This is a genomic window from Nonomuraea sp. NPDC004580 (genome assembly GCF_040609855.1).
Lineage (GTDB): Bacteria > Actinomycetota > Actinomycetes > Streptosporangiales > Streptosporangiaceae > Nonomuraea > Nonomuraea salmonea.
This window is the reverse complement of the sequence record NZ_JBEXLH010000006.1, coordinates 137,897-162,092: the sequence shown is the minus strand read 5'-3', so window position 1 is coordinate 162,092 and position 24,196 is coordinate 137,897. Positions and strand designations below refer to the sequence as shown.

Annotated in this window: 20 protein-coding genes; 8 read left to right on the top strand and 12 right to left on the bottom strand. The window is 68.1% G+C overall.

The features are described from left to right. From ABZW11_RS10165 to ABZW11_RS10140, 6 genes are all read right to left on the bottom strand, one after another. Positions 1-1,485 (bottom strand): hypothetical protein, encoded by a 1,485-nt coding sequence (locus ABZW11_RS10165; protein ID WP_355414724.1) that lies wholly within the window; start codon positions 1,483-1,485, stop codon positions 1-3. A 176-nt stretch (positions 1,486-1,661) separates the two neighbouring features. Next, positions 1,662-3,215, bottom strand: coding sequence for a hypothetical protein (locus ABZW11_RS10160; RefSeq protein ID WP_355414722.1), 1,554 nt, complete (start codon positions 3,213-3,215; stop codon positions 1,662-1,664). Between the two features lie 436 nt (positions 3,216-3,651). After that, on the bottom strand, positions 3,652-5,184 hold the full coding sequence (locus ABZW11_RS10155; protein WP_355414720.1) for a hypothetical protein: 1,533 nt from the start codon (positions 5,182-5,184) through the stop codon (positions 3,652-3,654). 562 nt (positions 5,185-5,746) lie between these two features. Beyond that, positions 5,747-6,907, bottom strand: a complete 1,161-nt coding sequence (locus ABZW11_RS10150) for a hypothetical protein (RefSeq protein ID WP_355414718.1) — start codon at positions 6,905-6,907, stop codon at positions 5,747-5,749. Between the two features lie 198 nt (positions 6,908-7,105). Then, complete coding sequence (locus ABZW11_RS10145; RefSeq protein ID WP_355414716.1) at positions 7,106-8,209, bottom strand: hypothetical protein; 1,104 nt, start codon at positions 8,207-8,209, stop codon at positions 7,106-7,108. 287 nt (positions 8,210-8,496) lie between these two features. Further along, positions 8,497-9,636, bottom strand: coding sequence for a trypsin-like peptidase domain-containing protein (locus ABZW11_RS10140; RefSeq protein WP_355414714.1), 1,140 nt, complete (start codon positions 9,634-9,636; stop codon positions 8,497-8,499). Positions 9,637-9,930: 294 nt separating this feature from the next. Here ABZW11_RS10140 and ABZW11_RS10135 point away from each other — a divergent pair, with 294 nt between their 5' ends. The 6 genes from ABZW11_RS10135 to ABZW11_RS10110 all read left to right on the top strand — a co-directional run bounded on the left by ABZW11_RS10135 (position 9,931) and on the right by ABZW11_RS10110 (position 15,039). Further along, positions 9,931-11,370 carry an acetyl-CoA synthetase gene (locus ABZW11_RS10135; RefSeq protein ID WP_355414712.1) on the top strand — a complete coding sequence of 480 codons (1,440 nt, stop codon included), beginning with the start codon at positions 9,931-9,933 and terminating at the stop codon, positions 11,368-11,370. 95 nt (positions 11,371-11,465) lie between these two features. After that, on the top strand, positions 11,466-11,729 hold the full coding sequence (locus tag ABZW11_RS10130; protein WP_355414710.1) for a DUF6364 family protein: 264 nt from the start codon (positions 11,466-11,468) through the stop codon (positions 11,727-11,729). After that, complete coding sequence (locus ABZW11_RS10125; RefSeq protein ID WP_355414708.1) at positions 11,716-12,147, top strand: type II toxin-antitoxin system VapC family toxin; 432 nt, start codon at positions 11,716-11,718, stop codon at positions 12,145-12,147. Before ABZW11_RS10130 ends, ABZW11_RS10125 begins: the two co-directional genes overlap by 14 nt. 47 nt (positions 12,148-12,194) lie before the next feature. After that, positions 12,195-13,076, top strand: a complete 882-nt coding sequence (locus ABZW11_RS10120) for a hypothetical protein (protein WP_355414706.1) — start codon at positions 12,195-12,197, stop codon at positions 13,074-13,076. A 35-nt stretch (positions 13,077-13,111) separates the two neighbouring features. Further along, a complete protein-coding gene (locus ABZW11_RS10115; RefSeq protein WP_355414704.1) occupies positions 13,112-14,068 on the top strand; it encodes a zinc-binding dehydrogenase in 957 nt (318 codons plus the stop codon). Between the two features lie 74 nt (positions 14,069-14,142). Then, the gene (locus ABZW11_RS10110) at positions 14,143-15,039 is read left to right on the top strand and encodes an oxygenase MpaB family protein (RefSeq protein WP_355414702.1); all 897 of its coding nucleotides are present in this window, start codon (positions 14,143-14,145) and stop codon (positions 15,037-15,039) included. Here ABZW11_RS10110 and ABZW11_RS10105 read toward each other — a convergent pair. From ABZW11_RS10105 to ABZW11_RS10085, 5 genes are all read right to left on the bottom strand, one after another. Then, positions 14,996-15,748 (bottom strand): PadR family transcriptional regulator, encoded by a 753-nt coding sequence (locus ABZW11_RS10105; RefSeq protein ID WP_355414700.1) that lies wholly within the window; start codon positions 15,746-15,748, stop codon positions 14,996-14,998. The genes ABZW11_RS10110 and ABZW11_RS10105 overlap by 44 nt on opposite strands. Next, a complete protein-coding gene (locus ABZW11_RS10100) occupies positions 15,745-16,548 on the bottom strand; it encodes a DUF4097 family beta strand repeat-containing protein (RefSeq protein WP_355414698.1) in 804 nt (267 codons plus the stop codon). Before ABZW11_RS10100 ends, ABZW11_RS10105 begins: the two co-directional genes overlap by 4 nt. Before the next feature lie 121 nt (positions 16,549-16,669). Next, the gene (locus tag ABZW11_RS10095; protein WP_080045373.1) at positions 16,670-16,849 is read right to left on the bottom strand and encodes a DUF6104 family protein; all 180 of its coding nucleotides are present in this window, start codon (positions 16,847-16,849) and stop codon (positions 16,670-16,672) included. Between the two features lie 102 nt (positions 16,850-16,951). Then, the gene (locus ABZW11_RS10090; RefSeq protein ID WP_355414695.1) at positions 16,952-20,602 is read right to left on the bottom strand and encodes a multifunctional oxoglutarate decarboxylase/oxoglutarate dehydrogenase thiamine pyrophosphate-binding subunit/dihydrolipoyllysine-residue succinyltransferase subunit; all 3,651 of its coding nucleotides are present in this window, start codon (positions 20,600-20,602) and stop codon (positions 16,952-16,954) included. 204 nt (positions 20,603-20,806) lie between these two features. After that, positions 20,807-21,451 carry a phenylalanine--tRNA ligase beta subunit-related protein gene (locus ABZW11_RS10085; protein ID WP_355414693.1) on the bottom strand — a complete coding sequence of 215 codons (645 nt, stop codon included), beginning with the start codon at positions 21,449-21,451 and terminating at the stop codon, positions 20,807-20,809. Positions 21,452-21,525: 74 nt separating this feature from the next. Here ABZW11_RS10085 and ABZW11_RS10080 point away from each other — a divergent pair, with 74 nt between their 5' ends. Both ABZW11_RS10080 and ABZW11_RS10075 read left to right on the top strand, forming a co-directional pair. Continuing rightward, the gene (locus ABZW11_RS10080) at positions 21,526-22,092 is read left to right on the top strand and encodes a winged helix-turn-helix domain-containing protein (protein WP_355414691.1); all 567 of its coding nucleotides are present in this window, start codon (positions 21,526-21,528) and stop codon (positions 22,090-22,092) included. Further along, complete coding sequence (locus ABZW11_RS10075; protein WP_355414689.1) at positions 22,089-23,378, top strand: MFS transporter; 1,290 nt, start codon at positions 22,089-22,091, stop codon at positions 23,376-23,378. Before ABZW11_RS10080 ends, ABZW11_RS10075 begins: the two co-directional genes overlap by 4 nt. Here the strand turns inward: ABZW11_RS10075 and ABZW11_RS10070 are convergent. Next, complete coding sequence (locus tag ABZW11_RS10070; RefSeq protein ID WP_355414687.1) at positions 23,326-24,171, bottom strand: glutathione S-transferase C-terminal domain-containing protein; 846 nt, start codon at positions 24,169-24,171, stop codon at positions 23,326-23,328. The two genes, ABZW11_RS10075 and ABZW11_RS10070, sit on opposite strands and share 53 nt — an antisense overlap. Between the last annotated feature and the right edge of the window lie 25 nt (positions 24,172-24,196).

Below are 24,196 nucleotides of genomic sequence, written 5' to 3'. Positions count from 1 at the left end.
TTACGTCAGCAGCTCGCCCTTGGGGGTCACGATGGCCCCGGTGTCCTTGAAGCTGGCCTTGTTGTAGACGTCGGCGACCTCGCCGTCGAAGATGGCCGAGCTGATGTGGTCGATCCGGTTGTTGCCGTCGTTGTCGGCGAACACGCTGGTCACGCCGTTGACGTAGCCGGTGCGCTTGCTGTTGTTGTACTTGATGAGCCAGGGGCCGCCGTCGGCGCCGCCGGTCATCGAGCACTTCAGCATCTGGTGCGTCTCGACCTTGAACGTGTTGACCTGCACGGACTTGGTGTAGGTCTTGCCGGAGCACCACTTCGGCGTCACACCGGAGTACGCCTTGTTGCCGTCGGGGTGCGGGGCGCTCGGGTAGCCGAAGGCCGTCACGTTCTGGCCCAGCGGCTGGTTCCAGGCCACGCCCTGGCCGCCGACCACGTCGCCGAGCGCGCCGAGGTCCTTGGCGATGCCGACCATCCACTGCGCCTGGTAGTACTTACGGCCGCTGTCGGGCTTGACCCACTTCTGCGTGTAGTAGTGGGTGATGGTGTAGTTGCCCAGCCTGTCCTTGCCCTTGGTGCCCAGCCCCTTGTACGCCTGGTACTGGTTGGCCGTGACCTGCTCCACGATCGGCTCGCCGAACTTGTAGCCCTGCCCCCTGCCCTCGCGAGCACGGTCGTAGGTCGCCTTGCTGACCTCGACCCGCTCAAGCGCGGCGTCCGGGTGGTCAGGACCGACCAGCGACGGCGTGCCGTGGCCCTGCGACCAGCACTCGCCCAGGTCGAGCTTGCACTTGACGAACTCCTGCGCGGTGATCTCGCGCGGCTTCATCCACTTGTCGCCGAGCCACTCGTTGAACTCCTTGCGGGAGACCGCCCGCTCGGGGATCAGGGAGAACCCGTTGTGGACCGCGACGAAGGCGAAGTCGCCGTCGTAGTCGTCGTAGGTGTCGAGGTCGTAGGCGGTGAAGGCGTACGCGCCGACGTACACGCCCCAGGGGGCTTTGCCCTGGTAGTAGCCGGGGACGAAGACCCACTTGTCGAACACGTCGTCCTTGCCGTGCTCGAACACGCAGTGACCGGCGGTGGCGACGAGGTTGCGGTTCCTCGACTGGATGGAGGTGGCGGAGCACCAGCGGTACCGGCCCTGCTCGTCAAGGAAGAAGACCTTGCCGATCGTCTTGGGCAGGTTGACGTTCTTGCTGGTGGTGGCCTTGCTGGTGGTCGTGGGGCCGGTCATGCCCGGCTTGCCGTCCGGCACGGTCTTGCTCTGCGCGGAGACGAGCTTCGGGACGTCCTTGGCGTCCAGGGTGTACTGCGTCGCCTTGCGGAGCGCGGCTCCGTTGGCGTCCAGCCAGAAGAAGGCGTCTCCGTACGCGTCGGCTGGTTTCGGGGTGAGGTTCTCGGAAGCCCAGCTCGGCTGGGCGGAGGCGGGTGCGGCGAGTACTGCGGCGCTGAGGCCGGCGCTTACAAGGGGGATGAGCAGGCGCTTCAACGGAGGCTCCACTGTTGTCAAAAAGGGTGTAAAGACCCTATCGACCCACCAGTCACTCTGGTAAGGGATATTCCCAAATTAGGCCGAAAAAGGCCGAAGGGCCCGGCTGGCTGCCGAGCCCTTCGGTTCCTAGCTGCTGGACAGGAACAAGTCGCTGTCCACGAAGCCGCGTCTTACTACGGGACGAGCTTGCCGGACCACGAGGCCGCAGCGGCCTTGTAGACGACGTTGGTCTCACCGTCGAAGTAAGGCGTGGTGATCGTGTCGTAGCGGTTGTTCTTGTCGGTGTCGGCGATGAGGCTGGTGACACCGTTGACGTAGCCGAGACGCTTGGCGTTGCTGTACTTGTACAGCCACGGGCCACCGTCGTAGCCGGCGGTCACCGCGCACTTGAAGGACTGCTGCTCCTCGACCTTGCGGGACGGGATCTGCAGGGCCTTGTGCGAGGTCTTGCCGTAGCACCACTTCGGCGTGACACCGGTGTAGGGCTTGTTGCCGTCGGGGTGCGCGCCCTGCGGGTAACCGAACGTCCGGACGTACTTGCCGGACGGCTGGTTCCACGCGAAGCCCTGGCCACCGACGTTGTCGCCCAGACGGCCGCCGCTCTTCAGGCCGCTCACGACGATGTAGAAGTCCTTGCGGACCCAGCCCTTCTCAGTGCCCTTCTTCACCCACAGCTGGGTGAAGTAGTGCGTGATGGTGCTGTTGCCCTGACGGTCCAGCTTGACCGTGCCGGGGAACTCGGCGTTCGGCTTGGCCGGCTTGTTGTTCTTCGGGTCCCAGCCCTGGCCCTTGAGGTACTCGAGGGCCTCGTTGTAGGTGACCTGCTCGACCTCGGGCTCACCGTACTTGCGGCCCTGGCCCTGACCGGAGCGAGCCCGGAAGTACTCGGCGGCGGTGACCTCGTGCTTGGTCACCTCGGCGCCGGGGTAGTTGGGGCCGACGGCCTCGTCGGGGACGGTGCCCTTGAAGTCGTAGACGTCCTTGTTGTGCGGGTCGAGGCGCTTGCGAGCCTCTTCCCGGCTAACCGGGACCTCCTTGACGAACTTCTCGCCGCGGTACTTCTTGAACTCGTCCCAGTACACCTTCTTGGGCTCCTTGGCGGAACCGGCGAGGGCGTCGTAGACGGTGACGAAGGCGTAGTCGCGGTCGAAGTCCTCGTACACCTCGAAGTCGTAGTGGGTGAAGGCCTGCTTACCCACGTACAGACCCCACGGAGCCTTGCCCTGGTAGTAACCGGGGACGAACACCCAGCGGGAGACGACTTCCTTGTTCGAAACCACGTCGTAGACGCAGTGCCCGGCCGTGGCGACCAGGTTGCGGTACTGCGACTGGATCGAGGTGCCGGAGCACCAGTACAGCTTGCCGTCGTGGCCCTCGAAGAACACCTTGCCGATGGTCTTCGGGAGGTTGACGTTCTGCACCTTGGCGGCGGACTTCTTCTCCTCGCCGATCGGCGCCGTGGCGCCCGGCTTGGTGTCAGAGGTATACCCGCCACCGGTCACGGTCTTCTTGACCTCGAGCGCGTCGGGGCTGAAGGCCGTGGCGCCCTTGAGCGCCGCGTTGTTCGACTTGGTCCAGAACTCGACGACTTCCTGGGCCTGGGCCGCGGTCTTCGCCAGGTCGGCGTTGGCCACGGTGTTGTCGGCCTGAGCGGTGCCGGCCAGGCCGGCAGCCAGGAGACCAGTGGCCAGAACGGCGCCACCGGCCGGGAGGAGGATGCGCTTCACGGTAACTCCTTGCGCTGTCGTGGAACGCCTCTTGCGTCCCATGCGTCAGTAAAGGGATGGCAGGAACATACAGTGTCGATCTTGAGGTCCGGTAGCCGCTTTGGAAGGAAAAGAGGCGACTCGTCGGGCGTGATCGATCTGTGATGTTTAAGAGGCGTTGGCGCAGAAGCTCAGAAGAAGGCGATCTCTCTCCTATTTGCCCTGATCAACATAAAGACGTTGTCAGCGCGGGGTCCGGGGAGCGAGGCGCTCGGGCGTTCCGGTCGGCGTGGGCGATGTGACGCACATCACATTGGCTTGATGGCACCGTATCGGGCTCCCATGCGTCCAAAGGGCTTCACCTTCGGGGGTGGAACGCAGAAGGGCCCGGCAGATGCCGGGCCCTTCGCGTGTAACAGGTCTACGAACGGTTCAGGACCGGTCGCCGGCCGTTACGTCAGACAACCTTGCCGGACCACGAGGCCGCAGCGGCCTTGTAGACGGTGTTGGTCTCGCCGTCGAAGTACGGCGACGAGATGTAGTCAACGCGGCCGTTGCCGTCCTGGTCGTTGAAGGTGCTGGTGACACCGTTCACGTAGCCGAGACGCTTGGCGTTGCTGTAGTTGTACAGCCACGGACCACCGTCGGCGCCCTCGGTCATGGCGCACTTGAGGGCGACGTGCTCCTCGATCTTCTTGGCAGCAGAACCGACCAGCTTCTTGGTGGTCGTGCCGTAGCACCACTTCGGAGTAATGCCGGTGTAGTTCTTGTTGCCGTCGGGGTGCGCAGCGGCCGGGTAGCCGAACACGCGGATGGCCTTGCCCGTGGGCTGGTTCCACGCGAAGCCCTGACCGCCGACGTTGTCACCGAGCCGACCCGCGTCCAGGGACTTGTGGTCGATGATGTAGAAGACGGTCTTGTAGAACTTCGTGTCCGAGCCCGGCTTGTACCACTGCTGCACGAAGTAGTGCGTGATGGTCCAGTTGCCGCGGCGGTCGCGCTCGACCTTGGCCGGGTACTTGAACCTGTCCGCGCGCTGCTTCGCCTTGTAGGCGGCGGCCTCGTTGGCGGTCACGTTCTCGGTGACGGGCTCACCGAACTTGCGGCCGTTGCCCTTGCCGATGCCGGCGCGGTTGTAACGACCCTCGGAGACCTCGACCTTGCCGACGGTGGCACCCGGGTAGTCGGGGCCCGTCGCCTCGGGGGCGGAGCCACGCTTGACCCAGTAGGACTCGGTCGACGTGGGGTCAACCGAACCCTTCAGGTACTCTTCCTTGCTGATCTCGACGTCCTTGGCGTCCTTCAGGCCCGTGTACTTGTCCCACTCGGCCTTGGAGACGTTCTTGCTGGACTCGCTGCCGTCGACCTTGACACCGTTGTAAACGGTGACGAACGCGTAGTCGCGGTCGTAGTCCTCGTAGACGTCGAAGTCGTAGTGGGTGAAGGCCTGCTTACCCACGTAGATGCCCCAAGGAGCCTTGCCCTGGTAGTAACCGGGGACGAAGACCCACTTGTCCATCACGTCAGCGTTGGCGCCGGTGTCGTAGACGCAGTGCCCGGCCGTGGCGACCAGGTTGCGGTACTGCGACTGGATCGAGGTGGCGGAGCACCACTTCTTCTCGCCCTTGCCGTTGACGAAGAACACCTTGCCGATGGTCTTCGGCATGTTGACGTTCTGCACCTTGGCGGCGGTCTTCTTCTCCTCGCCGATCGGCGCGGTGGAGCCCGGCTTGGTGTCCGTGGTGGAGCCGCCCTTGCTCTGCAGCTTGGCGACGTCGCTCTTCTCCCAGACGTTGGACTCGGTGGCGGCCTTGAGGGCGGCACCGTTGTTCTCGGCCCAGAAAGAGGCGATCGCGTTCGCGTTGGCCGCAGAGGTCGCCAGGTTGTCCTTGGCGACGTCAGACGCGGCGGAGGCCGTACCGGCGAGGCCGGCGGCCAGCATGCCAGTGGCGAGAACGACGCCACCGGCGGGGATGAGGATGCGCTTCAAGGGAACTGCTCCTTGCTCTGTCGTGGGTCGCAACTTGCGTCCCATGCGTCAGTAAAGGGATAGCAAGGAACATAGCGTGGTGATCTCCGCAGGTGAAACCCGCTTCGGAAGATCCGGTAGTCACCCTTACCGCCGTGACCTTTCCGTTACCAGTCAGAGATCTTCGCGCGGCGTGACGGGGAGATCACGTTTTTGCAGGGTACGGGTGGGGTAATGCTCTTGGTACGGAAGTTCCGTTAGTGTCCCGATACTGTGTGTGATCGGATGAACGTGACTCAGATCACAGGAACCGAATTGGAGCCTCAGCCCGTCTAAGCTCACCCTCACTCCCAGGTGATCTTCAGCTTTGGCCTATTGACCTCTCAGGAAGCCCGTCCCCGCGGGGGTTCCGGACGCGTTCCCGACCCGTTCCCGACCCGCTCCCGCCAGGTTCCGGACATGCGAAGACCTCCGTGCCGTTGGCCGGCCGGAGGTCTTCTGAGGGCGCCAGGCGCCTTTCTGGGGCCCGTGAAAACAAGGCGAGGGCCTCGGAGACCGAGGCCCTCGCTTCCCCTGGTAGGGCTTACTTGTACAGCTCGCCGTTCGGGCCGACGATCTTGCCCGACCACACGTTCTTGGCCGCGTTGTAGACCGAGGCCGTCTCGCCGTCGAAGTACGGCGAGGTGATGTAGTCGATGCGGTCGTTGCCGTCCTGGTCGGCGAAGGTGCTGGTGACGCCGTTGACGTAACCGGTGCGCTTGCCGTTGCTGTAGTTCAGCAGCCACGGGCCGCCGTCGTAGCCAGGGGTCACCGCGCACTTGAGGCCGACGTGCTCCTGGATCTTCAGCCAGGAGGCGCCGAGCTTCTTGCCGGTGGTCTTGCCGTAGCAGTGCTTCGGCGTCACGCCGCTGTACGGCCGGTCGCCGTCGGGGTGCGGCGCGGCCGGGTAGCCGAACGTGCGGACCGGCTTGCCCGTGGGCTGGTTCCACGCGAAGCCCTGACCGCCGACGTTGTCACCGAGCCGGCCCGCGTCCTTGACCACCAGGAGGTGGTAGCGGCCGCCCCAGGAGCGCTTGGGGCCGGTGAAGCGCTGGTAGTCGCGCTTGGTCACCGGCTTGACGCGCTGGAGGGTGATGCCGTTGTAGACGGTGACGAACGCGTAGTCGCGGTCGTAGTCCTCGTAGACGTCGAAGTCGTAGTGGGTGAAGGCCTGCTTGCCCACGTAGATGCCCCAAGGAGCCTTGCCCTGGTAGTAACCGGGGACGAAGACCCACTTGTCGAGCGTGTCCTTGTTGCTGTCGGTGTCGTACACGCAGTGGCCGGCCGTGGCGACCAGGTTGCGGTAGTTCGACTGGATCGAGGAGGCCGAGCACCAGCGGAACTTGCCATGCGCGTCGACGAAGAAGACCTTGCCGACGGTCTTGGGCAGGTTCACGTTCTGGCCGCCGGCCGCCTTCGTGCCTCCGGTGGGCGCGGTCGTGCCGGGCCGGCCGTCAGGGGTGTAGCCGCCCTTGGAGACGACCTTCCTGACTTCCTTCGAGTCCCACGTGTACTGGGTCGCCGACCGGAGCGCGGCACCGTTGGAGGCGAGCCAGAAAGAGGCGATGGAGACCGCGGCCGAGGAGTTGCGGGCCATCGGGTCGTGGGCGACACGCGCGGCGGCCTGCGACGTCCCGGTCAGGCCGGTGGCGAGCAGACCGGTGGCCAGGACGGCGCCGCCGGCGGGCAGGAGGATTCGCTTCAACGTAACTCCAGGTTGCGCTGGCGAGGAGGCGCCTCGTGGCCCTCCTGAACTCAGCAAATGGACAGCCCGGAACCTACAGCTTTGATCCTCTTCCTGGGAATTTGCTGTAGATCATCCCCATGGTCTCCAAGCGTGCCGTGATCGTCTCGTGACAGAGAAGCCGCTGGACGTCTGAGGGTGCCGATCGGTTTCTATGATCTACGTCACATTTGCCGGAGTGGTCAGCCCGGCGGCGTGCCGGTAGACCTCTCCGGTGGTGGTGTCGAAGTACGGGGAGGACACCGCGTCATAGCCGCCCTTGGCGTCCCTGTTCCAGGTCAGGCTGTTGACGCCGTTGAGGCTGCCGAGCCGGCGCGTGTCGTCGTAGCCGATCACCCACGGGCCGCCGCTGGCGCCCGGGCTGAAGTCGCACGGTGCCAGCTCCACGCCCTTCTGCAGGTCGCGGCTGGGTGCGACGGTGAAGCGCGTCGTGCGCTCCCTGCACTTCATCAGCTTCTTGCCGTTGAACGGGGTCGAGCCGTCGGGCTGCACGCCCGCCGGGTAGCCGAAGGCGGCCGAGGTGTACGTGCCCGGCTTCTTGTTCAGCGCGATGCCGAGCCCGCCCACGTTGTCCTGGAGCCGGCCGACGTCCTGCATGACGTAGCCGCCGTCCTTGGCCGTCCAGGTGAAGCCCCGGTGCACGGTGACGAACGCGTAGTCGTAGTCGTAGTCGGCCCGGCCCGACCAGTCCTCGTGCAGGCTGATCGACGAGCCCACATAGATGCCGTACGGCGTCTCGCCGTTGGGGCCTGGGTTGGGGACGAAGATCCAGTAGTCGGCGGGCTTGGCCTGGCGGGAGTCGTACGCGCAGTGTCCCGCCGTGGCGACGACGCTGCGGTTCCTGGCCGCGACCGAGCTGGCCGAGCACCAGTACTCCTTGTCGCCGAACCGGAAGAAGACCTTGCCCATGGTGCCGGCGGCCCCGCCCTTGCGCGGCGGCACGGCGTTGACGCTCTGGGCGGCGAGCGCGCGCTTGACCGCCGCCACGGGGGCGGCGGAGGCGGTGGTGGTCGCGGCGACGTTCTCCGAGGTGCCCGGCGTCGCCGGGTTGAAGCTGTCGGCCTTCTTCAGGCGGTCGGGCTTCCAGTACTCGGCGACCCGCTGGACGTCGGCGGCGGTCTTGGCCAGCGGCGCGGCGTAGACCTTGCTCGCCGGGGCGGCATGGGCGATCCCCGTGAGTGTGGGCAGGGTCAGCGCAGGCAGCGTCAGCAGCGCGCTGCTGAGGGCAGCGGCCGCGAGGTGCCTGGCTCGGGGGATCATCAAATGCCTTTCTCGGGTCGTAAGGGTGGATTTTTCCAGAAGTGTTGACTGTATTGCAGCTCGGATAGAGATTCGTTACCTGATCAAGAGTGCGCCGTGAGGTATAAGGACTCCGTCAGGCATACGCGTAAGTGATCATTAACTTGCCGTGTTTCCGCAGGTCGAGGGCGGGTTCGGCGTACCTGGAATTGTGCGTGGCGCGGCCGGGGCGCGGGTGCTCGGCGCGATCGCATTTGGGCATGGCCGGAGGCCCCGGAACCAGGGGAACCGGGGCCCGGGGTGCCGTTCGATCACCGCGGCATGGTGCCGGTCCAGCGGTTGGCCGCGGCCTTGTAGACCTTGTAGGTGTCGCCGTTGAAGTACGGCGAGGAGATGTGGTCGTAGCGGTCGTTGCCGTCGGTGTCCCACGCGACGCTGTTGACGCCGACGAGGTAACCCGTGCGTGAGGCGCTCTTGTAGTTGTGGAGGAGCGGGCCGCCGCTCGCGCCGGCCGTGAACGAGCACTTGACGCCGATGTGCTCCTGGAGGTTGTACGTCTTGGCCTCCGGCATCGCCTTGGTCTTGCCGTAGCACCACTTCATCGTGCGCCCGGTGAACGGCTTGTCGCCGTCGGGGTGCTCGCCCGCGGGGTAGCCGAACGAGAACACGTTCAGCTTGGTGCTTCGGTTCCAGGTGAAGCCCTGACCGCCGACGTTGTCGCCGAGCCTGCCGACGTTCTTGACCGTCCACCGCCAGCGGTTGCCGGACTTCTCCCAGTTGACCTTGATGCCGTTGTAGACGTTGACGAACGCGTAGTCGTAGTCGTAGTCCTCCTTCACCACGAAGTCGTCGTGCGCGTTGAAGGTCTTGGCGGCGTAGATGCCGTAGGGGGCCTTGCCGGTCCAGGCGGTGTCGCCGTCCCAGTACGACGGGATGAAGACCCAGTTGTCGTAGAAGGTGTTCTTCTTCGTGTCGTACACGCAGTGGGCCGAGGTCGCCACGAGGTTGCGGTACTTGCCCTGCACGGAGCTGGCAGAGCAGTAACGCCAGTTCTTCGGGTTGCGGGGGTCGGTCTTCGGCAGGGTGAAGAACACCCGGCCGACGGTGTTGGGCAGGTTGACCTGCTTGCTCTTCTTGGTCTTGCCGCTCTTCTCCGCGCCGATCGGCGGGACGGAGCCGGGCGGGCCGTCGGGGGTGTCGTTGCTGCCCTTGACGCCCCTGGTGGAGACGTCGACGCCGTCGTCGTAGTCGGTGGCTCGACTGACGCGGTCGGGGGTCCAGAACTGGACGGCCTGCTCCGCGGGGGTGGCCGCGTTCCTGGAGATGACGTCTGAGCGTGCCGTCGTGCCTGTCGTGGTGCTGGCTGCGGCGCTGCTGACCGTCCCGGCCGTCAGCCCGATGGCCATCAGGCCGGCCAGGGGGATCGCGATGCGCCTTGCTTGGGAAAACATGGAGCTCCTCTCGGCTTTCGGCGGCCCAGAGCGGGGTACTGCGCCCCGGTGGGCCAGGAAAACGTTCGAAACGTTAATGAATGGCGCTACCGGGTCGCCATAAAGCGACGAGAAAAAGCATGAGACGGTTCCGCACCTTTATCTGAAGGGCGAAGTGGCATGTATTGCCTCTGGGTATTTCCGCTGGTCGGAGCCGTGTTTTATTGTCTTGAGCATCAGTGGTAACCGCTATTATCACGCGCCACTCGACGTACGGTGCTTATCAACAGAGCGATGTTCTGGTTAGCTGTGTTCATGGATCCACGCACCCCGTGTCTCATCGGTCTCGCGCAACGCACCATTCGCGAACAACCCGGCCCCGAACCGCTCGATCTGTGGGAGTCGGTCGCGCGCGAGGCCGCCGACGACGCGCGGCTGCCCCTTTCGCGGCTCGGCTCGCTCCAGGTCGTCTGGACCGACTCCTGGCAGTACGACTCGCCCGTCGGCCGGCTCGCGGAGCGGCTCGGGGCCGCGCCACGCCATCGCGCGTACTCGGCCGTCGGTGGCACCGCGCCGCAGCTGCTCATCGGGGCGGCGGCGGCCGGGATCGCGGCGGGCGAGTTCGACAGCGCGCTCGTGGCCGGGGCCGAGGCGCTGGCGACGCGGCGGGCGTACAGGAAGGCGGGGGAGCACGTGCCGTGGAGCCACCCGGCCGACCCCAAGCCGCCGTACGGGTGGGAGCGCCCGCCGCACCCGTCCGCGCTGGCGCACGGGCTGTTCCTGCCCGTGCACACCTACCCGATCATGGAGACCGCCCGGCGGGCCCACCTCGGGGTGACGATCGAGGCGGAGGTGCGCGAACGGGCCCTGATGATGGCGCCGATGACGGAAGTGGCCGCCGCCAACCCCTATGCGTGGCGGCGGGCCGTGCGCACCGCGGGCGAGCTCGCCGCCGACCGGCGGTACGTCGGCTGGCCGTACACGCGCTCCACCGTGGCCGTGCTGGAGGTCGACCAGGCGGCGGCCGTCGTGCTCGCCGGCACCGCGCTCGCCGACCGGCTGGGGGTGCCCGCCGAGCAGCGGGTGTACCTGCGGGGGTGGGCGTACGCGGAGGACACCTGGGAGGTGGCCGCGCGGCCCTCGCTGGGCTCGTCGCCCGCCGCCGGCGCGGCCGCCCGCGCCGCCTTCGGCCGCGCCGGGCTCGGGCTCGGCGACATGGACGCGCTCGACGTCTACAGCTGCTTCGCGGTCGCGCTCCGGCAGGCGTGCGACGCGTTCGGGCTCGACCCCTTCGATCGGCGGGGGCTCACCGTCACGGGCGGACTGCCGTACGCGGGCGGGCCCGCCAGCGACTACCTGCTGCACTCGACGGCCACCATGGCCGGGCTGCTGCGGGCCCAGTCGGGCCACGGGCTGGTGACCGGGGTCGGGATGCACCTGACCAAGCACAGCTGCGCGGTGTGGTCGAGCGAGCCTGGCGGGCGGCTGGGGGATCCCGCGCCCGTTCACGTCGGCAAGGAGGTGCCCCTGGTTCCGGCCTACTCGGGGACCGGGACGGTGGCCGGGTACACGGTGGCGCACGGGCGGGACGGGGGGTTCGAGAAGGGGTTCGTCGTGGTGGAGGTGCCGGGTCCCGGCCGGGCTTATGCGGTGGTCGTGGAGGAGGAACTGCTGGCCGAGGCCGAGTCGCGGGAGCTGGTCGGGCAGGAGGTGCGGGTGGTCACGGACGGCAAGGTTCATGTGGCGTCGTGGTGACGTAAAGTGAGCGCAAAGCTGTGACGATGTGACTACTATCTGTCCTTGACATTTTTATGTCACCGGCCCACGCTGGAGCCATGCGGAGGACAACAGTGCGCATCGACGAAGCGCTCCTCAACGAGGCGAAGGCGTACGCGGCCAGAAACGGACGAAGTCTCACCTCAGTGATGGAGGACGCCTTGCGCCAACTGCTCAACCGCTCCACGGAGGCGGCCGAACGGCCCCGCGTGGAGCTCGTCACCAGCAACGCGAAACTGAAGCCGGGGATCGAGCTGACCCCTGAGTACATCCACTTCCTGATGGAGCAAGACGACATCGAGAAGTATGCGCAGGTGCACGACGATGCTGCTCAGTGACGTCAACATCCTCGTCAACGCCTTCTGCACGGAAGCGCCGCACCACGTTGTCTGTCACAAGCTGCTCGAGGAACAGGTCAACGGCGAGTCCGCCTACGCGGTCTCCGACTTCGTGATCAACGGGTTCATACGGGTGCTCAGCAACACGGCCATCCACTGCGACCCATCACCGACCATGCGGCAGATCATCACCTTCGCCGACCAGGTCCGCAACCGGCCCCACGCCATCGTCATCAGTCCAGGGGAGCGCCACTGGGAGATCTTCACGAGGCTCTGCCGGCAGACCGACGCCCGCAGGAAGCTCATCCCCGACGCCTATCTCGCCGCGCTCGCCATCGAGCACGGTTGTGAATTTGTGACCTGCGATACCGACTTCGCCCGGTTCGAGGGGTTGCGCTGGCGGTCGCCGCTCAATTGAACTGAGGACAAAGGGCGCACGCCAGCACTACTCGGCTAGGAACGTCGGTGGCTGACCGGTTCGACGTCATCGAGGCAGGCGGGCGCGGCCGCCGCCGGTGGGTCGGAGTGACGGTGGTGGTGGCGCTCGTGGTCATCTGTGCCGTCAACCTGCTCAACCGGCGCGAGCCCGCCCCCATGACCGACGCCGAGGGGCCGACTCCCGCGCCGATCCGGTCCCTCACCAGGGTGCACAGCGAGCCCAACATCCTCACCGCGCCCGCCACCCGCGAGGGCGGCGACCGGGTGCTGCGGGTCGTGTTCCCCGACGGCGCTCGGGGTGAGGTGCGCTATCCGGCTGAGCTGGGGCTCGCTGAGATGGGGTCGCGGCCGTTCTGGGGCGGGTGGGTCGACGGGCGGTTCCGGCAGTTCGTCGCTCCTTACCTCGGTGAGGTCGAGATCACCCGGGGCGGGCAGCCCATCAGGAACTTCACCTCCAACGTCACCCTCTGGCCGCGCCAGGCCGGTGGCGGGTCCTATGGGCAGGTGCTGCTGTTCGCGTTCGGGCCGTGGCGGCTGGCCGTCCATGACCGGGGGCCGGGGCTGACGTTCGAGCAGCGGATGACGCTGGCCCGCCAGATGAAGGGCCGGGTGACCAAGGACGGCTACCTCGTGCTGTCGGCCGGCAAGGACGTCCGGCTGGCCCCGCCCGGTACGGTCGTGCAGGGCTATCCCGCGGGGCCGCAACTGTGGTTCGGCGGCGGGATGGGCGAGCTGGTGGCACTCGTCCCGACGCCCGGCTGCGCGTCCAAGGCCAAGATGCCGGCGATCACCGACGGCCGCGGGCGGCGCGGCGAGATGGTCTGCCGCGGCGACGTCCTGGTGGCGGTCACCGGCCCACCCGAGTTCCGCCGCACCGTCCTCGACGACCTCCGCATCACCCTCCGCTGACCACCGGATGTGGGTGGCGGTTGTAGGGTGCGGCCATGTTCGCCGTTACCGCCACGCAGATCGATCCCGACAACCCGCTCGCCGGACTGACGCTGGGCGAGCACCCCGAGCCGAAGGTGCCGGACGGGTGGACGACTGTCACCGTACGCGCCGCCGCGCTCAACCACCACGACCTGTGGACGCTCAAGGGCGTCGGCATCCGCCAGGACCGCCTGCCGATCGTGCTGGGGTGCGACGCCGCCGGCGTGGACGAGGACGGCAACGAGGTCATCGTGCACTCCGTGATCGGCTCCGGCCCCGACGAGACGCTCGACCCGAAGCGTTCGCTGCTGTCGGAGGTGCACGACGGCACGTTCGCCGACCGGGTGGCGGTGCCGCGGCGCAACCTGGTGCCCAAGCCGGCGGCGCTGAGTTTCGAGCACGCCGCCTGCCTGCCGACGGCGTGGCTGACCGCGTACCGGATGTTGTTCGACAAGGCCGGGCTGGAGCCGGGCTCGACCGTGCTCGTGCAGGGGGCCGGTGGCGGCGTGGCGACGGCGCTGATCGCGCTGGGCCGGGCGGCCGGCTACCGGATCTGGGCCACCAGCCGGACGGAGGGCAAGCGGGCGGCGGCCCTGGAGCTGGGCGCGGACCAGGTGTTCGAGCCGGGGGCGCGGCTGCCCGAGCGGGTGGACGCGGTGATGGAGACGGTCGGGCAGGCCACGTGGGACCACTCGCTCAAGTCGCTCAAGCCGGGCGGGCGCATCGTCGTGTGCGGTGCGACCAGTGGCGCGGTGCCGCCCGCCGACCTCAACCGGGTCTTCTTCCTGCAGCTGTCGGTGGTCGGCTCGACGATGGGGACGCGGGAGCAGCTGCGGCGGCTGGCGGTGTTCCTGGAGCAGACGGGAGTGCGGCCGGTCGTCGACCGGGTGATGCCGCTGGTGGAGGCGCGCGACGGGTTCTCCGCGCTGGCGTCAGGGGACATCTTCGGGAAGATTGTCTTTACCCGCTAGATAAGTGACAAGTTACTTTGCTGACTTCTGGGTGATACAAGAAGGATGAGGCGTCTCACCCAGGAGTGATCAGCGTGGACGTTGTGCCGTTCGGCCCGGGTTCGATGCACTGGGACACCGCCGGGGAGTACCGCAACCTGCTCATCGCGGGCAGTGCGCTGGTGCTGCAGACCATGCATCCGGCCGTGGGGGCCGCGGTGGGGGAACACTCGACGTACAAGCAGGATCCGTGGGGACGGCTGCAGCGCACGCTGATCTCCGTGCAGAAATGGGTGTACGGCGGCGCCGAGGGCCCGGCCGAAGGGCAGCGGCTCAGGCGGTTGCACGAGCCGATCGGCGGCGTGGACGAGCAGGGCCGGCGCTACCACGCCCTGAACGGTGAGGCGTGGGCCTGGGTGCACCTGACGTTGTTCGAGCGGTTCATCACGCTCAACCGTTATTTCGGCACCCCGTACACGACGGTTCAGTTGGAGCGGTTCTACGAGGAGTCGCGGCAGCTCGGGGCGATCCTGCGGGTGCCCGAGCGTGAGGTGCCCGCCGATCTGCCGGCGTTCCGTGCGTACTTCGACAGGATGGTGGCCGAGCGGCTCGAAGCCCACCCGACCGCCCTCGACGTGCTGGCCGCCATGCGCGGCACCCCCGCGCCGCCCGGACTGCCCGCTACGCTGCGGCGGCTGTGGCGGCCGGTCGGGGCCGGGGCGGGGGAGTTGACGTCCTTCCTGACGGTCGGCACCCTGCCACCGGCCGTCCGGCGCACGCTCGGCTTAGGTTGGACCGCCCGCGACGAACGCCGCTTACGCCACCTGGGCCACGCGGTGGCGATGCTGAACCCGCGCCTCCCGGAACGTCTGCGCTACATGCCGCTCGCCTACCAGGCCCGCCGAGCGGCCCGCCGGACCCGCCGAGCCGGCCAGGGGTGTGGGTGGGTCAGCGGTCGAGGATCTCGCGGATGCGGGTGGCGCTTTCGGTGAGGGTCGTGCGGAGTTCGGCCAGCTTGTCAGGGGTCAGGCGGGCCTCGGAGGCGTCGCGGCGGGCTTGGCCGACGAAGTCGGCGAGCAGTTCGCCCAGCTCGGCGTCCAGGTCGGCGCGGCCGGCGGGGCCGCCGGGCGGTGGGCCGCCGAGCGTGCTCCACGCCTCCTGCCAGATCCTGCGCCACTCCCTGCTGAGCCGCTCGCCCTCGTCCTGCCAGTGGTAGGCGTGCTCCATCCACTGGCGTTTCCGCTCGTCCCGCAGCCGCTTGAGGTCCTCCTTCTGCTGGCGGCGCAGCCGCCTGGTGTCCTCGGTGGCGCCGGTGTGCACGTCCTTGGCCATCCGGGTCAGCTCGTCGCGCAGCGAGCGTACGGTGTCGCGGACGTCCTCCTTGACCTCGCGCGCGATGTCGCGGACGGAGGCGGAGATCTCCTGCTCCAGGTCGGCGAGCTCGTCGAGCCGGTCGTTGAGCTCCTCGCGGCCCTTGTCGGTGATGGAGAACACCTTCTTGCCCTCGACCACCTCGTGCGTCACCAGGCCCTCTTCCTCCAGCCTGGCCAGGCGCGGGTAGATGGTGCCCGGGGAGGGCGAGTAGACGCCGAGGAAGCGGTCCTGGAGCAGCCGGATGACCTCGTAGCCGTGGCGCGGGCTCTCGTCCAGCAGCTTGAGCAGGTACAGCCGGAGCCGGCCGTGACCGAAGACAGGGCTCATTCCTTCTCTCCCTTGAGCAGCGTGACCTCGCCGGAGACCGTGGTGGCCGACAGCGAGGCCATGCCGCCGCCGAGCCGCCCGGACATCGACTTCATGCCGGGGGAGCTCTTGGTGGACAGTTCCTCGAACGTGCTGACGAGCCGCCCGGAGGTGGATCGGGCGGTGACGTCCGCCTCCACGTTCTGGGGCAGCCTGACCAGGATGTCACCGGAGACGCTGTTGAGCGTCACGTGTCCGGTGGGACGCAGTGACAGGTCGGCGGTGATGCGGCCGGAGACGGTGTTGGCCTTGAGCCGGTGCGGCGTGCCGTCGGCCACGGTGAGGTCGCCCGAGACGCTGATGAACGACAGGTCGCCGTCCATGGCGCGGGTCTCGACCGGGCCGGAGACGGTGTTGGCCGTCACCTCGCCGCTGACGCCGTCGAGCACGATCTCGCCGGAGACGCTCTTGACGTCCGTCACGCGCTCGAACCCGGCGACCAGGGCCGGCGCCGTGACGACGCCCGCTTTGACCCGGCAGGTCTTGGGGACGGCGATGGACAGCACGGTTCTGCGTTCGTCGCGGCGCAGCCAGCCGAGCAGGCCGTCCCAGGTGAGGTCGCGGTAGGCGACGGTGAGCGTGCGGGCCAGTTCGTCGTAGGTGACCAGGAGCGGCGAGGCCGACGCGATCTCGGCGATCTCCAGGGTGGGCGGCCCGTCACTGGCCAGGACATCGAGCCGGCCCGCGACGATGCGTACGTCGAGTTCGTCGACCTGGTCGAAAGTGAGCCGGTCCGGCGCGTCGATCGTCCACTGCTGCATGCTCCCGCCCTTTCCCTCACATCATCCCGACAAAAACACGATATGTCGCGTTAGCCCGGAACTCAAGATGTATCGCGTTTTGCTTCGAGACTACCGCCGCGCTCCTTCCGGCGGGCGGCGGTCAGTCGTCCTCGTCGTCGTCGAGCCGGGCCAGCCACGTGGCCAGCCGCTCGATCGGCGTCTCGAACTCGGGGTTGAGATCGACGAACTCGCGCAGCCGCTCGCCCAGCCACAGCAGGCTGACCTCTTCCTCGCCACGCCGCTCGACCAGCTCTTCGATCCCCCGATCGGTGAAGTACATGGTTCTCCCTCGACTACCCGGGGCGACGCCGCCCCGTCTGACTGACAGCAGTGAGCCCCCGGCCACGAGGGGCAGGGGGCTCACCGTCGATCACATGAATGCTCAGCCGAAGATCTGGTGCAGGATCTCCTCGAGCTCCCGGTCGTGCGCGTTGTGCGAACCGGTCGCCGGCGAGCTGTTGGCCGTCCGCGACACCCGGCGGATCGACCGGCCACCCAGCACCTGCGGGTCCTCGGCCAGCTTGAGCGTGAGGTACGGCCACGGGCCCATGTTGGTGGGCTCGTCCTGGGCCCAGACCAGCTCGGCCTGCGCGCCGTAGCGAGTCAGCTCGGCCGCCAGCTCCTCCGCCGGGAACGGGTAGAGCCGCTCCAGCCGGACCAGCGCCACGTCGTCACGCCCGGTCTTCTCGCGCTGCGCGAGCAGCTCGTAGTAGAGCTTGCCCGAAGTGAGCACGACCTTGGTCACCTTGGCCGGGTCGACGGTGGTGTCACCGAGGACCGGCTGGAAGGTGCCCGAGGTGAAGTCGGACGCCTTGGAGGTGGCCGCCTTGTGGCGCAGCAGCACCTTCGGCGTGAAGACCACCAGCGGCTTGTGCCGCTCGGACTCCACCTGCCAGCGCAGCAGGTGGAAGTAGTTGGCCGGCGTGGTGGGCTGGGCGACGGTCATGTTGTCGAGCGCGCACACCTGGAGGAAGCGCTCGATGCGGGCCGAGGAGTGGTCGGGGCCCTGGCCCTCGTAGCCGTGCGGCAGCAGCAGCACGACCGAGGACCTCTGGCCCCACTTCTGCTCGCCCGACGAGATGAACTCGTCGATGATCGTCTGGGCGCCGTTGACGAAGTCGCCGAACTGCGCCTCCCAGCAGACCAGGGCGTCGGGCCTGACCACGCTGTAGCCGTATTCGAAGCCGAGCGCCGCGAACTCGCTGAGCAGCGAGTCGTAGACGTAGAACTTCGTGGTGCCCTGGTTGAACGTCTTGAGCGGCGTGTGGTCGGCGCCGGTCATGCGGTCGACGAGGACGGCGTGGCGCTGGGTGAACGTGCCGCGCCTGGAGTCCTGGCCGACCAGGCGCACCGGGTGGCCGTCGATCAGCAGCGAGCCGAAGGCCAGCGTCTCGCCCATCGCCCAGTCGATCGAGTCCTGCTCGACCATCTGGCCGCGGCGCTGCAGCACCGGCGCGAGACGCGGGTGCGGCGTGAAGCCCTCGGGCAGGTTGAGCTGGGTGTCGACGATGCGCTTGAGCGTTTCGTCGCTGATCGCCGTCGGCGTGTCGGCGTGGGACCACTTGACGACCTCGGCGGGCGGCACCCGCATGGCGGCCGCCTCCTTGGGCTTCTTCGCCGCCTCGCGGACCTCGGTGAACGCCTGCTCCAGCTTGGCCTGGTAGTCGCGCAGCGCCTGCTCGGCCTCTTCGACCGTGATGTCGCCGCGGCCGATCAGGGCCTCGGTGTAGAGCTTGCGGGTCGAGCGCTTGGCGTCGATGAGGTCGTACATCAGCGGCTGGGTGAAGGCGGGGTTGTCGCCCTCGTTGTGGCCGCGGCGGCGGTAGCAGATGAGGTCGATGACGACGTCCTTGCGGAACGCCTGGCGGTATTCGTAGGCCAGCTGGCCCACCCGCACGACGGCCTCGGGGTCGTCGCCGTTGACGTGGAAGATCGGCGCCTGGATCATCCGCGCGACGTCGGTCGCGTAGACCGACGAGCGGGAGGAGGCGGGCGAGGTGGTGAAGCCGACCTGGTTGTTGACCACGACGTGGACGGTGCCGCCGGTGCGGTAGCCGCGCAGCTGCGACAGGTTGAGCGTCTCGGCCACCACGCCCTGGCCCGCGAAGGCCGCGTCGCCGTGGACGAGGACGGGAAGGACGGTGAAGCCCTCCTCGCCGCGCTCGAGAAGGTCCTGCTTGGCCCGGACGACGCCCTCCAGCACCGGGTCGACCGCCTCCAGGTGGGAGGGGTTGGCGACCACGGAGGCGGTGATCGTGTTGCCGCTCGGCGCGGTGAACGTGCCGGCGGCGCCCAGGTGGTACTTCACGTCGCCGGAGCCGTGGGCGGTGCGGGGGTCGATGTTGCCCTCGAACTCGCCGAAGATCTGCGCGTAGGACTTGCCGACGATGTTGGCCAGCACGTTGAGCCTGCCGCGGTGGGCCATGCCGATGACGACCTCGTCGAGGCCCTCGTCGGCGGCGTCGCTGATCACCGAGTCGAGCAGCGGGATGAGGGACTCGCCGCCCTCGAGCGAGAAGCGCTTCTGGCCGACGAACTTCGTCTGCAGGAACGTCTCGAACGCCTCGGCGGTGTTGAGCCGCGACAGGATGTTGAGCTGCTCGTCGCGCTCGGGCGACTTGTGCGGCTTCTCCACCCGCGCCTGGATCCAGGCCCGCTCTTCGGGGTTCTGGATGTGCATGTACTCGATGCCGACCGTGCGGCAGTAGGAGTCGCGCAGCACGCCCAGGATCTCGCGCAGCTTCATCAGCGGGCGGCCGCCGAAACCGCCGGTGGCGAACTCGCGCTCGAGGTCCCACAGCGTCAGGCCGTGGCTCTGGATGTCGAGGTCGGGGTGCTTGCGCTGCTTGTACTCCAGCGGGTCGGTCTCGGCCATGAGGTGGCCGCGCACGCGGTAGGCGTGGATCAGCTCGATCACGCGGGCGGACTTGGCCACGTCGTCGTCGTGGGAGGCCGAGATGTCCTGGACCCAGCGGACCGGCTCGTACGGGATCCGCAGCGCCTCGAAGATCTCGTCGTAGAAGCCGTCCTCGCCGAGCAGCAACCGGTGGATCTGGCGCAGGAAGTCGCCCGACTGGGCGCCCTGGATGATCCGGTGGTCGTAGGTGCTGGTCAGCGTCATGACCTTGGAGACGGCCAGGCGCGACAGCGTGTCGGGCGACGCGCCCTGGTATTCGGCCGGGTATTCCATGGCGCCGACGCCGATGATGGTGCCCTGGCCGGGCATCAGGCGCGGGACGGAGTGGACGGTGCCGATGGTGCCGGGGTTGGTCAGCGAGATCGTGGTGCCCGAGAAGTCGTCGACGCCGAGCTTGCCGGCCCGCGCCTTGCGTACGACCTCTTCGTAAGCCATCCAGAACTGGCGGAAGTCCATCTCCTCGGCGCCCTTGATGGAGGGAACGAGGAGCTGGCGCTCGCCGTTGCTCTTCTGGACGTCGATGGCCAGGCCGAAGCCGACGTGCTCGGGCTTGACCAGGGTGGGCTTGCCGTCGATCTCGGCGTAAGAGTAGTTCATCTCCGGCATGGCCTTCAGCGCCTTGACGATCGCGAACCCGATCAGGTGCGTGAAGGAGACCTTGCCGCCGCGACCCCGCTTGAGGTGATTGTTGATCACGATGCGGTTGTCGATGAGCAGCTTGGCCGGGATGGCACGGACGCTGGTCGCGGTCGGCACCGACAGCGACAGGTCCATGTTGGCGGCCGTGCGGGCCGCCGCACCGCGCAGCTTGACCTCCTCGGCGCCCTTGGGCACCGGGGTGGCGGGCTGCTTCGGCTTGTCAGCCGCGGCCGGAGGTGAGGGTGGCGCCTTCGGCGGCGCCTTGGGAGGCGCGGGCGCGGTCACAGTGCCGTTCGCCGCCTCCCTGACCGGGGGTCGGCCCGGTCCGTAATCAGGGTTGTAGTCAGCGAAGAAGTTCCACCAGGCCTTGTCGACCGACTCTGGATCTTGGAGGTACTTCTGGTACAGCTCGTCGACAAGCCATTCGTTCTGACCAAAGCTTGCCAGCGGGTTTGTCCGCGACGACTCAGACGACACGGCGGAAATCGCCCTCTTCCGCAGATCGGCGTTGATGTTAGAGAACCTGTCCAAGGCTACTCGCCCGGACCGGCAGCGCGCGCCCAAGAGGGCGTGCCGCCTCGAACGATCGTCCCAGGACCGTGCAAAGACGTCACGCCCCCCTAGTCAATCCGGGTGGTGCAGCCTTTATTACTCTTTGGTATCAACACCTGTGGGGGAGGTTTATTTCCCCGGCGTCAGCAGTCTGCGGGCGATGCGCACGTCAGGCGACAGCTCCGCGAGGAGCGCGGCGAGCTCGTCGCCGGCCTGCTCCAGCTCCTCCAGCGACATCGGCTCAAGGCGTTCGAGCAGGAAGATCGCGTTGGTGGTGTCCTCGGTGAGCCGGGTGCGCACGACCTGGCGCCAGTTCCAGCGGCGGCAGGTGACGCCCTCGTCGTCGCGCCAGATGACCTCGCCCGGCTCTGGCCGGCCGAGCGCCTCCTCCGACGGCTCGTCGCCGGCGGCCCGTACGAGCCGTGCGGGGCCGACGTAGCGGTCGAGGTCCTCGCCGCCGATGGGCAGGGCGTGCTTGACGCTCACCGAGTTGTACGCGTCGACCGCCTGGTTGATCTCCGGCAGCGGCATGCGCCGGGTGAGCGCGTCGACCGAGGGGCGGGTGCGCTGCGGCTTGGCGCCGAACGCGCGGTAGGCCTCTTTCCAGGCGTCGATCTTGGCGGTCTGGATCTCCTCTTCGCCGGCCGCCTTCAGCCAGGCGCGCGACCGGTCGTCCGTGGGCCCGTTGCGCAGGCCGTGTGCGGTCATGACCAGCACCGCGAAGTCGGGGCGCAGTGCGAAGACGGAGTCGTCAACCCAGATGTCGTCGAGCATCCCCACAGTCTAGGAGCTGGAGAAACCGCAAAAATCCCTTTGCAAAAATGTCTTTGCGGTCTATCGTCAGGGGCATGGAGGACCGGTACAAGATCAGTGACCCGCAGGCGCTCAAGGTGGTCGCGCACCCGCTGCGCGGCCGGCTGCTCGGCCTGCTGCGCTCGGAAGGCCCCGCCACGGCCAGCGAGCTCGGCCGCAAGACGGGGGAGAGCTCGGGCTCGACCAGCTACCACCTGCGCGAGCTGTTCAAGTACGGCTTCATCGAGGAGGACACGGAAGGCCGCGACGGCCGCGAGCGCCGCTGGCGTGCCCGCCACCGCTACACCTCGTGGAACAGCCGCGAGATGATCGAGGTGCCGGGCGGGCGCGAGGCGGTCGAGGTCATCAGGACGCGGCAGGCCGAGGTGCTGGCCGAGGCGGCCCTGGGCTTCGACGAGGACGCCTGGTCGCCGGAGTGGGTCGAGGCGGCCGGCATCGACGACCACCTCTTCGAGCTGCCCCCCGCGGCGCTGACGGAGTTCCTGAGGCGGGCCCAGGACCTGCTGAACGAGCTCGCCGCCCGCCACGAGGGCGCCCCCGGCGTGCAGCCGGTCCACGTCTTCGTGGGTGGCTTCCCCCAGAAGCGGAGGGACGAGTCATGACCGCACGATCGGCACTGCGTCGCTACATGCTGGTCAATTTCCTGACCTGGCTGCCCATGGGGCTGATGGTGGCCGGCATGGTGCTGCTGATGAGCGAACGGGGGCTCGGCCTGGCCCAGATCGGGCTGGTCACCACCGTGTTCTCGATCGTCACCCTGAGCCTGGAGCTGCCCACCGGCGGGCTGTCGGACGTCGTGGGGCGCCGGGTGGTGCTGGCCGCGTCGGCCGCCTTCACGGTGGTCTCGCTCGCGATGCTCAGCGTGTCCACGACGTTCTGGATGTTCCTGGTGAGCGGTGTGCTCAAGGGCGTGGCCAGGGCGCTGTCCAGCGGCCCCGCCACCTCCTGGTACGTCGACACGCTGCACGCCGTCGAGGGTCACCACGCCGACCTCAGGCCGGGCCTGGCCAAGGGCGCGGTGATGGAGTCCGTGGCCTTGTGCGCGGGCGTGCTGGCCGGCGGCTGCCTGCCGCTGCTGGTGCCGCCTTCGCTGATGTTCCCGCTGGCCGCGCCCCCGCTGGCGGGCGCCGTGGCCGCCGCGGTGCTGCTGGTCGTGGTGCTGTTCGCGCTGCCCGAGCCGGCGCACGGCCGCAGGACGTTCGCGGACGTGCTGCGCGAGGTGCCCGCCACGATGGCCTCCGGCGTCAGGCTGGCGGCGGGCGGGCCTGTGCTGCGCCGCATGATGGCCGCCGCCGCGGTCTCGGGCGTCATGCTGACGAGCGTCGAGCTGCTCACGCCCGGACGGCTGGCCGAGCTGGCCGGCACGGCCGAGCGCGGCAGCCTGTTCTACGCGGTGGTCGCGGCGCTCGGGTTCGCCGGCAGCGCGGCGGGCAGCGCGCTCGCGCCCCGCGCGGCCCGGCTGACCGGGAGCTCGGCGCGGGGAGCGATCGCGGGGACGGTGCTGAGCGCCCTGGCCGTCGCCGCGCTGGCCGCCACGGCCGAGCTGGACGGCCCGGCGGGCACGGCGAGCGCGGGCCTGGCCTACGTCGTGCTGTTCGTCGGCCTCGCGATCGCCTCGGTGCTCTGCCTGGAGCTGACGCACAAGGCGGTCACCGCGGCCGACCGCACCACCGTGACCTCGACGTCCTCGCTGGCCCTGCAGGGCGGCGGCGCGGCGGCGAACCTGGCGCTCGGCGCGCTGGCCGCCCAGGCGGGCCTGGTCACGGCCTGGGGGGTCGTGGTCGTGGTGCTGCTGGCCTCGACGCTGCTGTTCGTCCGGATGCCGGCCGGCGGCGCTAGAGGCTCCAGTCCAGCTCAGGCCCTACCGGCACGATCCGGCTCGGGTTGATGTCGGTCTGGGTGAGGTAGTAATGACGCTTGATCTGGTCGAAGTCGGTGGTCTCGCGGAAGGCCGGGATGGCATAGAGACGTCTGGCGTACGCCCACAACGCCGGATAGTCCGCCAGCCGCCGGACGGAACACTTGAAGTGCGTGTGGTAGACCGTGTCGAAGCGCGCCAGCGTGGTGTAGAGGCGCACGTCGCTGTCGGTGAGGGTGCCGAAGAGGAACTCCGACTCCGCCAGGCGCACCTCCAGGAAGTCGAGGGTGGTGAAGACGCGGGCCACCGCCTCCTCGTACACCTGCTGGTCACGGGAGAAGCCCGCCTCGTAGACCGCGTTGTTCAGGCCGTGATAGAGGCGGTCGTTCATGATGTCGATGTCGGGGCGCAGGCGCTCGGGATAGAGGTTGGGCGAGGTGCCCCATGACGTCTCCAGATCGAGGGTGATCTGGGGGAAGTCGTTGGTGACGATGCGCTCGTCCTGGGCGTCCCAGATGCACGGGACGGTGTAGCGGCCCACGTAGCCGGGGTCGGTGGCGTGGTAGAGCTCCGACAGGTACTCGGGGTCGCCGCCGGGCACCCGCCAGCCCTTCTCGTCGCGGACGGGGTCGGTGATCGCGACGTCGAGCAGCTCTTCGAGGCCGAGCAGCTTGCGGACGATGAGCACGCGCTGGGCCCACGGGCAGGCGTAGGAGGCGTAGAGGCGGTAGCGGCCGGGCTCGGGCGGGCCGAGCCGATCCGTGAAACGGTTCGGCTGGCGGACGAAGCGGCCATCATTCGAGAGCTCGCGGCTCAGCTTCATGACCCCTAGTAGAACACGATTCTGC

What these genes read in the sequence shown, in the direction of transcription:
- ABZW11_RS10075 (WP_355414689.1), top strand. Translation starts at nt 22,089, where the DNA reads ATGACCGCACGATCGGCACTGCGTCGCTACATGCTGGTCAATTTCCTG.
- ABZW11_RS10105 (WP_355414700.1), bottom strand. Translation starts at nt 15,748, where the DNA reads ATGAGCCCTGTCTTCGGTCACGGCCGGCTCCGGCTGTACCTGCTCAAG.
- ABZW11_RS10070 (WP_355414687.1), bottom strand. Translation starts at nt 24,171, where the DNA reads ATGAAGCTGAGCCGCGAGCTCTCGAATGATGGCCGCTTCGTCCGCCAG.
- ABZW11_RS10080 (WP_355414691.1), top strand. Translation starts at nt 21,526, where the DNA reads ATGGAGGACCGGTACAAGATCAGTGACCCGCAGGCGCTCAAGGTGGTC.
- ABZW11_RS10095 (WP_080045373.1), bottom strand. Translation starts at nt 16,849, where the DNA reads ATGTACTTCACCGATCGGGGGATCGAAGAGCTGGTCGAGCGGCGTGGC.
- ABZW11_RS10085 (WP_355414693.1), bottom strand. Translation starts at nt 21,451, where the DNA reads ATGCTCGACGACATCTGGGTTGACGACTCCGTCTTCGCACTGCGCCCC.
- ABZW11_RS10115 (WP_355414704.1), top strand. Translation starts at nt 13,112, where the DNA reads ATGTTCGCCGTTACCGCCACGCAGATCGATCCCGACAACCCGCTCGCC.
- ABZW11_RS10100 (WP_355414698.1), bottom strand. Translation starts at nt 16,548, where the DNA reads ATGCAGCAGTGGACGATCGACGCGCCGGACCGGCTCACTTTCGACCAG.
- ABZW11_RS10140 (WP_355414714.1), bottom strand. Translation starts at nt 9,636, where the DNA reads ATGTTTTCCCAAGCAAGGCGCATCGCGATCCCCCTGGCCGGCCTGATG.
- ABZW11_RS10135 (WP_355414712.1), top strand. Translation starts at nt 9,931, where the DNA reads ATGGATCCACGCACCCCGTGTCTCATCGGTCTCGCGCAACGCACCATT.
- ABZW11_RS10125 (WP_355414708.1), top strand. Translation starts at nt 11,716, where the DNA reads ATGCTGCTCAGTGACGTCAACATCCTCGTCAACGCCTTCTGCACGGAA.